Origin of the sequence: Maribacter aquimarinus (assembly GCF_047345505.1) — a bacterium.
Classification (GTDB): Bacteria; Bacteroidota; Bacteroidia; order Flavobacteriales; family Flavobacteriaceae; genus Maribacter.
Map to the genome: position 1 here is coordinate 1 of NZ_JBLFEO010000045.1, position 12409 is coordinate 12409.

The 12409-nt window shown below is 45.4% G+C and carries 9 protein-coding genes; 3 read left to right on the forward strand and 6 right to left on the reverse strand.

Going from position 1 to position 12409, the window contains the following annotated elements:
- Positions 1-221: 221 nt before the first annotated feature.
- Together ACKWCC_RS18790 and ACKWCC_RS18795 are read right to left on the reverse strand one after the other, a co-directional pair.
- Entirely contained in the window at positions 222-401 is a 180-nt protein-coding gene (locus tag ACKWCC_RS18790; protein ID WP_413997516.1) for a hypothetical protein, read from the reverse strand.
- Positions 402-853: 452 nt separating this feature from the next.
- Positions 854-1957, reverse strand: coding sequence for a helix-turn-helix domain-containing protein (locus tag ACKWCC_RS18795; protein ID WP_413997517.1), 1104 nt, complete (start codon positions 1955-1957; stop codon positions 854-856).
- 119 nt (positions 1958-2076) lie between these two features.
- On the opposite strand from ACKWCC_RS18795, the gene ACKWCC_RS18800 reads away from it, so the two are divergent.
- A complete protein-coding gene (locus tag ACKWCC_RS18800) occupies positions 2077-3738 on the forward strand; it encodes an FAD-dependent oxidoreductase (protein ID WP_413997518.1) in 1662 nt (553 codons plus the stop codon).
- Between the two features lie 36 nt (positions 3739-3774).
- On the opposite strand, the gene ACKWCC_RS18805 is transcribed toward ACKWCC_RS18800, so the two are convergent.
- The 3 genes from ACKWCC_RS18805 to ACKWCC_RS18815 all read right to left on the reverse strand — a co-directional run bounded on the left by ACKWCC_RS18805 (position 3775) and on the right by ACKWCC_RS18815 (position 4849).
- Positions 3775-3966, reverse strand: coding sequence for a hypothetical protein (locus tag ACKWCC_RS18805; protein ID WP_413997523.1), 192 nt, complete (start codon positions 3964-3966; stop codon positions 3775-3777).
- A 34-nt stretch (positions 3967-4000) separates the two neighbouring features.
- On the reverse strand, positions 4001-4261 hold the full coding sequence (locus ACKWCC_RS18810; RefSeq protein WP_413997524.1) for a hypothetical protein: 261 nt from the start codon (positions 4259-4261) through the stop codon (positions 4001-4003).
- Positions 4262-4453: 192 nt separating this feature from the next.
- On the reverse strand, positions 4454-4849 hold the full coding sequence (locus ACKWCC_RS18815) for a hypothetical protein (protein ID WP_462043250.1): 396 nt from the start codon (positions 4847-4849) through the stop codon (positions 4454-4456).
- A gap of 1119 nt (positions 4850-5968) precedes the next feature.
- On the opposite strand from ACKWCC_RS18815, the gene ACKWCC_RS18820 reads away from it, so the two are divergent.
- Positions 5969-8059, forward strand: coding sequence for a bifunctional aldolase/short-chain dehydrogenase (locus ACKWCC_RS18820; protein ID WP_413997519.1), 2091 nt, complete (start codon positions 5969-5971; stop codon positions 8057-8059).
- Positions 8060-8619: 560 nt separating this feature from the next.
- Positions 8620-9621, forward strand: coding sequence for a nucleoside hydrolase (locus tag ACKWCC_RS18825; protein WP_413997520.1), 1002 nt, complete (start codon positions 8620-8622; stop codon positions 9619-9621).
- A 226-nt stretch (positions 9622-9847) separates the two neighbouring features.
- Here ACKWCC_RS18825 and ACKWCC_RS18830 read toward each other — a convergent pair whose 3' ends face one another.
- Positions 9848-12127, reverse strand: coding sequence for a GH92 family glycosyl hydrolase (locus ACKWCC_RS18830; protein WP_413997521.1), 2280 nt, complete (start codon positions 12125-12127; stop codon positions 9848-9850).
- Positions 12128-12409 lie beyond the last annotated feature (282 nt).

A 12409-nucleotide genomic window follows, 5' to 3' on the forward strand; every position in this document is an offset into this window, starting at 1 on the left:
GGAACTATTTCCATCTCTATGGTATCTTTGTCGAGTACTTTGTACATGGGCTATGGGATTTATGTTTGGCGACACAAATGTCCGTAGCCCTATCTTTCGATCCAAAAAAAGTTTAAATCACTTTCTATCCTAAATAGATTCATGGTACATAAAATCTGACGAATCCATTGGCCTGAGCGGCCGTAAACGTCAATTTTCAAAAAGAACCCCCTTTGCTCACTTTATTGTTGGTGGTTATGCCTTTTGAAAGGGTCTTCGAACCATTTTTTCAGGTCTTCCTTTACGAGCAGGGTCAACCTTATGAAGGCCACCAGGTTTGAGAGGTACCGACTGTGTATTGCCCGTGCCCTGAGCACCTTGAGCACCAGTATTGTGATCAAGGCCGTCCATATCTGTATCATTACCGCGTTCTGGCTTGTACCAATAAACGATTGTATTTGGAGCCACCGGGGTCCCTGAAGAAGATTGCCACTTCCCATCTGGCCTTATAAAGTTCCCCTAAGATGTTTGCGCACCATATGGTTGATCATCAGTTGCACGGACTGTTTGTTTTTCTCGTCCCATAGGCGGACGCGCCTTAGGTGCCTGGGGTACTTCTCCTTGGTCTGGGTCCCGGTAAGCTCGATGATTTCGTCCTTTAAGAGGTGGAAGTGCGGTTTTTCGAGCAGTTCCAGTTTTTTATGGTCTTGAAGGAAATGCTGTCCTTGTGCCTGATGAAAAAGAGGAGCTGGTTGCCGTCCTAAAACCGGGGGAATTATAGATGTAAACAAAAGATCGGGGCAAAAACAATTAAGAAACATGCAAAAAGGCAGAAAAACTGGTACTGCCCCGACTCGTAAGTAAGTCAAAGGTTCTAAACTTTTTCAGAGACCTCTGAGTGCTTGTTTTTGTACTGTTTGGGAGTGAGACCAGTGTGTTTTTTGAAATTGACGTAAAAGACGGATTCGGAACGGAACCCACTGTCTACTGCAATTGCGAAGATGGTCAAATCCTTATGTGTTTCACTGGTCAATAGTCTTTTGGCTTCTTCAATTCGTTTTTCATTTATGTAGGAACTGAAAGATTTCCCTAGGTAGTCATTCAACACTGTGGATAAAATATACGATTGAACTTCCATCTTATCAGCAAGTTTCTGCTCATTCAATTCAGTATCGAGATGAATTTTATTCTCTTGAATCAATTTGTTTAACTTGTTGACATAAACTTGGCCATCGGGCACTTTCGATGTGCTTTTCGACCTAAAAATAGGTAGTCCGGAAAGTATTTTCGGGTATTTTAAAAAAAAGAAAATTGTGATAAAAAGGATTGAGCAGGTAAAGAGGATGTAGTTAAGCTCTACTAGTTTTTGAAGAGAACCCCTCACTTGTGTGCCCAAATCGAAATTTGGTACAATTAGCAAAAAATAGCACAAATTTACAAAGGTAATATAAGTCAAGACCCCTAAAAAATAGGCGAGTGTTTTGGGCCACCATACAATGGCCTTTTTTTTAATGAAATCTTTCTGTTTTTGAATCATATTCCACGCTTTTAAGAAAAGAAACAACTTCCATAAAAGTATGGTGCCTAGTACTATTTTATGAAGAAGTGAGCCAATGTAAGTACCGAAAGAAAAGCTTGAATTGATCAAAGCACCCCCTACCAAAAAAAGACCCGCTATGGCCGGAACGAACAAGAACTTTTTATCAGTTGCGTTTATGTTTCCCTCTACGACTGCTTTGATATAAAGAAATAGGAGTGTTGGCAGTAAAAAGTCCCAAAAATCTGGAACTACCAGTAGTTTGGGGAATTTGAATTTCCAGTCTTGATAGCGCAAAAGATACTGAATCAATATATTTAGGGAGGTCACAAAAAATATCAGGGAAAGAATATAGTTGTTGCGCGCCATTTTTACGATTGGAATAAATATTCCTACGATAAGACTTTGAACGCAACCCCAAATAAATAAAACCACCGCCATTTTATAGAAACCTGATGAAACTTTTGATTTTCTTCACCGTTTGTTTCAATGATAGAAATAAAATCATATATTCCAAACAAATCTTTTAAAGAAATCGTATTGTTTAAACATTATAACCAATGAGACTTCAAACTAAAATACTAGTCTTTTGGCTATTGGTGATGCCCGGTATTGTCAAAAGCCAGCAGGATAAAACTAATGAACATAAGGCTGACGTAATCGTTTACGGGGGTACATCAGCAGCGGTTATTGCAGCCGTTCAAGTTACCAAAATGAAAAAATCGGTCATTCTTGTTTCACCAGACCGCCATTTGGGCGGACTCAGTTCGTCAGGTCTTGGCTTTACGGACACCGGAGACAAAAGTGTAATTGGTGGGCTCTCTCGCGAGTTTTACCAGCGCGTTTATCAATATTATCAAAATGAAGAAACCTGGAAATGGCAAACCAAGGAAGATTACGGAAATGTCGGGCAAGGAACACCTGCAATTGATGGTGAGAACAAGACGATGTGGATTTTTGAGCCCAGCATTGCAGAACGGATTTTTGAGGATTTTGTTCAGGACTATAATCTCCAAGTACATCGAAATGAATTCTTGGACAGAAAAAATGGTGTAGAAAAAAATGATGGCCATATTACATCAATAACTACCCTATCTGGGAAAAAATTCAAGGGCGAAGTCTTTATTGATGCTACTTACGAAGGTGATTTAATGGCTGCTTCAGGTGTTTCCTATCACGTAGGCAGGGAAGCAAACCGTGTTTACAATGAACAGTGGAATGGGGTTCAGATTGGGGTTCTTCACCACCACCATCATTTTGGTGATATGAAAATCAGTCCCTATAGAATTCCAGGGGATTCCACAAGCGGAGTTTTACCAAGAATTTCAACTGAATATCCAGGCAAGAAAGGCGAAGGTGACACTAAAGTACAGGCGTATTGTTTCAGAATGTGCCTAACAAAAGTGAAGGAAAACAGAGTTCCTTTTGAAAAACCTGAAGGCTATGACCCCGACCAGTATGAGTTATTGGCAAGAATATACGAAAGTGGCTGGGATCGAACTTTCAAAAAATTTGATCCTATACCAAATCTTAAAACCGACAGCAATAATCATGGTCCATTCAGTACCGATAATATAGGTATGAACTACGATTATCCAGAGGCTTCATATGAACGACGCAGGGAAATTGTGAAAGAACACGAAAACTACCAGAAAGGTTTGTTTTACTTTTTGGCCACTGACCCTCGAATACCGAAAAAAACACAGTTGGAGTTCAATAAATGGGGGTTGGCAAAAGATGAGTTTGTAGATAATGGCAATTGGCCCTACCAACTTTATATTCGTGAAGCGAGAAGAATGATAGGTGAATATGTAATGACCGAGCATGACATACTAAATAGAAAACCCATCGATGCCTCTATAGGTATGGGCTCATACTCAATGGATTCACATAATGTTCAACGTTATATAACTCCAGAAGGTTACGTACAAAATGAAGGGGACATAGGAGTACATCTCGATAAAGTACCCTATAAGATTCACTTAGGAAGCATTCTGCCCAAACAGGAAGAATGCTCGAACCTACTGGTTCCAGTAGCCGTATCAAGTTCTCATATAGCCTTTGGATCGATACGAATGGAGCCTGTTTTTATGGTATTGAGCCAGAGCGCGGCAACCATAGCGGTTCTGGCTATACAGTCAAACCAACCCGTTCAGGAGGTTCCCTACCATCAAATCAAAAAGCTTTTGATCGAGGATGGCCAAGTCTTGGATAAAAAATAGGGGAGAACTGTAATCTTTTAAGAAAGGTGTTTAGTCTTAAAAACTCTGTTTTAAGAATTTCAGTTCATCACGGGCAAATGGCGCACGGATCATGTCGAGAACAATCTGGAGCCAAATAGCGATTTGTAATACCAATTGATTGAACCTTTTCTTGAGTTTGAACCCGATGGCCGCCAACAGCGGGTTGTTCCAGTCCCCGAAACTGCCCTTTAGGAAGTTTCTTATCATACGGTGGTCATGTTTTATGTGGCCGATGACCTGCTCAATGGCCGCCCTTCCCCTGAACTGCTTCCTTGCCTTGCGCTTTTGATATTCCGTTCTGTTCTTTGTGTTGGTGTCCGGAATCGCAATGCGCCCCCGGGGCAGCGACACTCCCGTTGTCCGGCACCGTTAGGTCCAACGTAATCCTATTTCCAAATTTAATGTAAAGTTGTTGCACCGTCAAGCTCCAGTTTTGTAGCGGAGACGTCCACTTTTTCTCGATGTTCTTCGAGACCAGATAGACCAGTTTCAAAAGTGCCATTTCGTAGGTAAACGCGCCCTAGGTTTTGGTCACCTTGCGGAGCTGGCGGTGATATCCCTCAACGGCCCCGAATTTTCGGGGGGGGGTATAGATGACCTTCCTGATCGGGGCCGTGTACAGGAAATATTGGGAGAGCTCCTCCCAGTTGTTCAGGTCGGTGAGCACCTCTAGCCAGAAGTTGGGGCCCTCGCTCTAGGAGATGTATGTTCCGAGGATTTGCTTGTATCCTTCCTTGTTGAGGCCAAGGATATTGTAGAGGGCCCTGTGCTCGATTTTTCCGTCCACCTTTACCTTATTGTGCATTGCATCGACCATACGATACAACACAACTGTTCCAATGGCCGGTTCTGCAAGGCCTTTACATCGGGGATTATATGGTCGATCATCTGGACCAGGACGGTGTGCGAGATATCGGTATCGTAAATCTCCTTTATATGGGCCGAGATGTGGGTAGCCCTTCCCGAGGCCAGAGAGGCCTATTATCTTCTCAGAGAGGTTGTCCGCCAGGATGGTCTGTCGCTTCCTCACCAGTTCCGGCTCAAAGCTGCTCTGGCGGTTCTGGGGCGTATCGATGTCGAAGGTGCCCAAGCCGCTCTTTACCGTTTTCCTTCCACGTCCGTTACGCTTGTTCCACTTGGAACGTTGCGTTGGGATTCGTCCAAGTGGGCGTCATCTCGGCCTCAAGGGCCTTCTCTTTGAAGATCTTCAACATCGGCGGGAACGCACCGTCCTTCCCGAAGAGGCTCTTGCCCGACATAAACTGGTCAAGTGCCTTTTTCTCGAATTCTCGTCGTTCTTCTTTTGTTATGATTCTATCTGAATAAGATTAATGCTCAAGTTTAGTTCAAACAGAGTTCAGTTTACACCCTCATATCGTGCGCTGCATCTTTCAAGGCATTTGAAATCAACCGTTACATACGTTCCCAGAAAGCCGTAGTCATTGTCCAAATCCTGACGTATGACTCCTGGACTCCGGCCATATCCGGATAAAGTTGAGACAGCAAGGAAGCCCTACTCGGGGAAAAGACTGGTTAGGTTGAATAGAAGCTCGTATACGGGATACCCTCCCCCCTATCAAATCAATGTTCGGTGTTTCCATATCCTCGGCTCCCATAGCCGATAAATGACCATAACCACTGTCATCCGCCAAGATGACGATGATGATGTTTGGTAAGTTAGTATTTGGACCCTGCGAGCTATTTGTAGAACCTCCGTTGTTTGATTTTAACAAATTGGCCGTAGGTTGACCATATGTTTCTAGGCATGAAAAGAAATCAAAGAGAAATGTAAAGCCCATATGAAGTCTGCTCAGAATCTGTAAGATAACATACTTTTTTTCATTTATTCTGTCTTATTGACCGTTGGATTTAAGTCTCAAAACGATACTAACCATTCAAACGTATTTTCAAAGTGGTTGTTTTAGTTTACTAAACTCACTTTTATCGCACGAAAGTGGCTTACCTTGAACCTCACATCCTCTATCCCATCCTTAAATTAATTTTATTACAGGTTATACACTATGGTACAAAGGCAAAATGACGTTTCGAAATCCAATTCAATTACTTCTTCTCTCTGGAGACCGAAGTATGAATAAAAAAAGTTGATGCCATCATCACCAATATTCTTTCATATTTCAAATCAGAAAGAATTATAGTGCATTTCATACCATCTTTACGTTGAGAAAACTTAAAAGTGAATTTAAAGAGTATGTCATACAAACATGTGAATTATCTATGGAATCAAAAAGAAGCTGATCAATTAGGTGATGACCAAATAGCGCTATTTTTATACCGCTCCAACATATTGGGGGCGGATCTGCGCATTACCAATTACGGGGGCGGCAACACCAGTTGCAAGACCCTTGAGAAAGATCCCTTGACCAATGAGGAGGTAGAGGTGATGTGGATAAAAGGGTCGGGGGGCGATATCGGTACCCTGGACCGCGCCGGCATTGCCGGGCTCTACACGGACAGGCTCCGAAACCTCAAGAACGTGTACGGCGGCCTGGATGATGAGGACAGGATGGTGGGCCTTTTTAACCATTGCATCTATGACCTGGACAGCCGGGCACCTTCCATAGACACCCCTTTGCACGGACTCCTGCCCTTTAAGCACATTGATCATCTGCACCCGGATGCCCTGATCGCGGTGGCCGCTGCAAAGGACAGCGAAAAGGTCACCAAGGAGATCTGGGGAGACACCATGGGATGGGTGCCCTGGCAGCGGCCCGGGTTCGACCTTGGGCTACAGCTGGAGAAATGCCTCAACGACAACCCCGGCATACGGGGCATTGTATTGGGCAGCCACGGCCTGTTCACCTGGGGCGACACTTCCCATGAGTGCTATCTCAACAGCTTGGAGGTCATTGAAATGGCCTCGGAGTACATTGCAAAGAAAATCGCTGAAAAGGGAAACGTCTTTGGCGGAGCCAAGGTTACCTCCCTGCCGGCAGCGGAGCGCTCCCGGAAAGCGGCGCAGCTCATGCCCCTGCTCCGAGGGCTGTGTTCCTCGGAAAAGCCCATGATCGGGCACTTCACGGACAGTGATGTGGTCATGGAGTACATAAACAGCAGGGACCTGGAGCGTCTGGCCCCGATGGGCACCTCATGCCCGGACCATTTTCTCAGGACCAAGATACAACCGCTGGTACTGGACCTGGACAGGGATGAGGACCTTTCCAGCACCCAGGGCGTTCTGGAGAAACTGAGACCCGCATTTGAGCGGTACCGGCAAGAGTACAAAGACTACTATGAGACCTGTAAGCGGGCGAACAGCCCTGCGATGCGGGACCCCAACCCGGTGATCATCATCTACCCCGGGGTGGGGATGTTCAGCTTTGCCAAGAACAAACAGACCACCCGGGTGGCCAGTGAGTTCTACATCAATGCCATAAACGTAATGCGCGGCGCGGAAGCCATCACCGAGTACACCTCACTCCCCAGGCAAGAGGCCTTTGACATAGAGTACTGGTTGCTGGAAGAGGCCAAGTTGCAGCGCATGCCAAAGGAAAAACCCCTCTCGCGAAAAGTGGCGCTGGTCACCGGGGCCGGAGGGGGCATTGGCAAGGCCATTGCAGACAAATTGGCCGCCGAGGGCGCCAATGTGGTGCTCACCGATATCGCGGAGGACCGATTGCGCGAAGCCCTTGAAACCTACGGCAGGGACACGGCCAGCCACGCGGTATGCGATGTAACGGACATGGCGTCCATCGGGGAGGCCTTCCGCAAGGCCTGCCTTGATTTTGGAGGGGTGGACATTGTGGTGCACAGCGCAGGGCTGGCCATATCCAAAGCACTGGAAGACACCACGGAGGCCGATTGGAACCTGCTGCAGAACGTTCTGGTCAAGGGCCAGTTCGAGCTTGCCAAACAGGGCGTTGCCGTGATGCGCAACCAGGGCCTTGGGGGCAATTTGGTGAGCATAGCCAGTAAGAACGGCCTGGTGTCCGGTCCCAACAATGTGGGCTACGGCACGGCAAAGGCGGCGCAACAGCACATGGCCAGGTTATTGGCCGCGGAGCTGGGCAAGGACAAGATCAGGGTCAATGTGGTAAACCCCGACGGGGTCATTGTTGGCAGCAAGATTTGGGAAGGCGATTGGGCAGAGGGCAGGGCAAAAGCCTACGGCATCACCGTGGACGAACTGCCAGCGCACTACGCCAAGAGAAACCTCTTGAACGAGATCATTTACCCGGAAGACATTGCCAATGGCGTTTTTGCCTGTGTGGGCGTGCTGGACAAGACCACCGGCAACATCATAAACGTGGACGGGGGCATGGCCAACGGCTTTGTAAGGTAAATGCTTGCTTTGGAGATAGAATATATTGTTCAGTTCTCAATGTTGCCATTCGTTTGGCAATGGAAAGATTAAACCAGGTCTCTTTGGGAAATATCAGTCCAAAGAACTCAAATAGTTTTTCGGCCCTCATATAAGAGAAATAAGGTATGACCTATCTACAAACTGATTTTTTATTATCGAATAGGACGTGAAAAGAAATGGTTCATCGGCCCATTTTCAATTGGGGAATGGTATTGGGTAGGTCTATCCAGAAAAAGAAAAGCACATATTGTAGTTTTTGGAAAATCCTTTAAATGGTACTCTAAGTGCGTACATTGCGTTAACCCTTATTTTAGATACTTACTTGAATCTATTATAGGTGGTTGTCCGAAAACGGTCTAATACTGTGAATTAAGTTTACTTTACTTGTAGAAAGTGGAGTAAGAGAGAAAAGGATTTGGAGAGATGGATAATGTGGATTTTGCTGAGAAAATGGTGTTAATATAAAACATGAAAATATAATGGCACAGAAATATGGTGTAAGGTATAAAGGCAAAATTGGTATCAAAATTTACCTTTTAGTGTTTTTGTTTTGCATCTTGGGGCACGGGTGGGCACTGGCCCAAGACTTGGAAAAAACAACCACGGAAAGGAAAGACAAGGAGCCGGTTCCAGTAATTTTTGATACGGATATGGCGGAAGACTATGATGATGTGGGCACCGTTGCCGCGCTGTATGCACTCGAGAAACTGGGAGAGCTTAGCGTATTGGCCACCCTTTCCAGTAATGCTTACGAAACTACCGTACCCACCCTTAGTGTATTGAACACTTATTTTGGCAGGGAGGAGGTTCCGATCGGTATTACCAAAAAAAGGGCGCCATCGCGGCCCTGTCCACAGGGCTGGGCGCAACATATCATAAGTAAGTATCCCCATCGCTTAAAGTCCAACGATCAGGCACTCGAGGCTGTGGCCCTGTACAGGAAAGTTCTTTCGGTACATCCGGATCGATCCATAACGATTTTAACGGTTGGTTTCCTTACCAATTTGGCCGCGTTGTTGGATTCGGCCCCGGATGCCTACTCACCGTTGTCAGGGCATGAACTTGTTAAAAAGAAAGTGAAACAGTTGATTTGTATGGCCGGAAGAACACCCAGGAAGAACGCCAGCTGGATCGAGTACAACATTAAGCATGATATTGCCGCCGCACAATCAGTATTTGCCAAATGGGACACACCGATTATTATGAGTCCCTTTGAGGTGGGTAGGGAGATAAGAACTGGAATCCCATTGATCAATAATGAGGGCATTAATAACAGCCCTGTAAAAGACGCTTACCGCATAGCACTTACCAAGGATAAGAATACCGTGGGAAGACAAAGCTGGGACCAAACCGTGGTCTTGGTAGCAGCCAGGGGAATTGCCCCTTTTTTCAATGAGCGCAAAGTACGTGTACGGATTGATGATGAAGGTAATTGTTTGATGCAACCGGGCAATCAGGTATCCTTATTGTCTTTAAAGCAACCTCCCGAGCAGATTGCCGCAATAATCGAGGAACTGATGCACTATGTACCGATAAACTGAAAAGGCTAAAAACAATTCTAATACAAGGTCATAGACCTATCTTTCACTTGTCTTTTATAGGCAAAGGCACTTCAATGAATTTACCTTTAACAAGTATACTTTAAGGATGTTGTTTTTTTAATCGCGATAGCGCATCTGTTTAACAAAGACTTTCCGAGACAATGAAATACGTGCTGTAGTCTCCATTATTTTATAAAAATGTGCCATCTAACCCATATGAAGCGGTTTACTTGCTCGCGGGAGTGGCTTCGGTTTCAATGATCAATTCACTCTCTTTATCGGTAAGTGCGGAATGGCCCACCCTAAAATCAATGGCTTCGCCGTTGAGTCGTATGGATGAGATCGCACCATTAGAGGGGCCTCGCCTTTTTATGCGTATGGATTCGCCCTCATAGAATTTTGGGTCCAAACGGATTTCCACTTCATCCAGCATCGGGGTGGTCACAAAATATTCGGGGTTTCCTGGCGTGTGCGGGTACAAGCCCATCATTGCAAAAACCACCCAGGAAGACATCGCTCCGGCATCGTCATTGCCAGGAAGTCCGTTTGGAGTGTTGGTAAAATGGGTGTTGATAAGGTCATGTACCACGTGGGCAGTTTTCCAGTGTTTTTCTTTGGTAAGGTTGTAGAAGAACGGGAATCCGAAGCCCGGTTCATTGGTCATATCAAAATGCCCCTCACTGAAAATGAGATCCAGCTTTTCTAGAAACCGGTCTTCCCCCATTTGCTGTTTAAGCGTATCAATGCCCTGCGGGATGGAGAAAAGGTATTGGTAAGCGCTCCCTTCAACAAATCCCGGACCGCCCCTTAGTCCAAAATTCATCCTATCCCATAATTCCTGGGCTGGGTCAAAGGGTTCATACCAACTTCCATCCTTGTTTTTTGGTTGCAACAAGCCAGTATCGTCATTATAGAAGGCCATAAAGGATTTGGATCTGTCGAGGTATTTTTTTTGATCTTCCGCATGCCCCATCCCTTTGGCCAACTGTGCAATATTATAGTCAGATAGATTGAATTCCATCGTATTGGATACCGCGCCCCAAACAATGCCGTTGTTCCATTGAAAATTTTCCACATCGCTGAATTCCCCATCCATAGAAATATAGCCAAGCGCCTTATATTCCTTTAGTCCTCTCCGATTTAAATTGTCCGTCTCCACATCGGCGTTTTTAGTGACCGCTTCGTAGGCTTTTTCCAGATCAAAGTCTCTTAAACCCTTGACGTAAGCATCACCAATGACTATGGGAGAGGGGTCGCCTACCATAAGGTAAGGTTCAAAATTGAAAATGGACCATTTGGGCAACCAACCGGATTCATCATAGATATCCAGCATATTACGCACGAACTCCGTCTGCTTTTCTGGATAGGCCAAGGTGAGCAAGGGGTGTGTGGTTCTGTAGGTGTCCCAAAGCGAAAACCCGGAGTAACGCGTACCATTCGTCTTTCCTACTTCTGTACTCCCCATTTTCAAGTATTCTCCGTTGTGGTCACTGTAGGTTGTGGGCATCAATAGACTGTGATAGAGTGCGGTGTAAAATACATATTTATGGTCTTCAGAAGTAGTGGTAACCTCAATTTTTCCCAACTCTATTTCCCATTCCTCCTGCGCCTCTTTTTTTATTTTTTCAAAATCAAAACCTTCTTGTTCCTTGGCCAAATTGTCCATAGCATTCTTTATGGAGACGTAGGAGATACCCACTTTTACAAGCAACTCCGTTGGGGCGGCGTTGTTAAAGAGATAAACTATACCGCTTGGCTTGTCCTCCAGGTGTTGTTCAAACCGCGGATCGGTCTTGTTCTCAAACTTTAAGTAGGTAGAGTCCGCATCCTTGTTGAACTTTGCGTGAAAGTACACTGAACTTCTATTGGCAGAACCGCAGAAATTGCCTTCTAATTGGTATCCGCTCACGGAAGATACATTATGTTGAGCAATTTCGCCCCCCTTTATATGCCCTTGCTGGGCCATAAGGTCAACATATACCCTGCTTTTTCCTTTTGGTAATTCCAATTTCAGTAAAGTACTGCGCTTTGTGGCGGTGGTGTGCACGGTTATGTCCTCATCCTCTAGGTGAACGCTGTAGTAGCCAGGGGTTGCCACTTGTCGGGAAAAACGGGAACCTAGATAGTCTCCCGATGGATCACTGCTTAAAAACTTGAAGGGAACACTACCTGTTGCGGGGCATCCCACCCCGGAAAAATTGACATTGCTAAATCCAAAGATCCTGTCTTCCTCATATCTGAATCCTGTGGGTAGTTGTACCTTGCTAAAATCAAAGGATTGGGGACTTACCGCCACCATGCCCCAGGGACGGACGGCTCCGGGGTGTACATTGCCTATAAAGTGCTTTGTGCCGTTACCTTCCGTGCCGATGAAGGGGTTTACGAAGGAAACGTATTTAGGGGGAGTTTGGGCAGTCTCGGCCTCACTGGGCTGATCTTTGCAAGCCACTGTGAAAACAAGTAAAATAAATGTAAACAAAACGCGCCGTTGATTGTACCAAGTCATTTAATCGATCAATTTTTCTATTGAAGATAAAATTAGAAAGAGCACCCGGCATACAACTACTATTTTGAAAGTCAACAGAAAAAAGCGCTAACCGACCCATTTCTAAAAAAGGAAAAATCGTGCCTCAATAATTTTCATTGTATTAATGGCAATGCTACCTTAGGGCTTGCTGATTTTCGCAAGGATTATAAACTTTAGGCCGCTACGATTCGGGGCGCATTTCGGCCACCATTTCCGATCGGTGCAAAAACCTTGCTTAAGAGCCCCTTTATGACGCCAGGG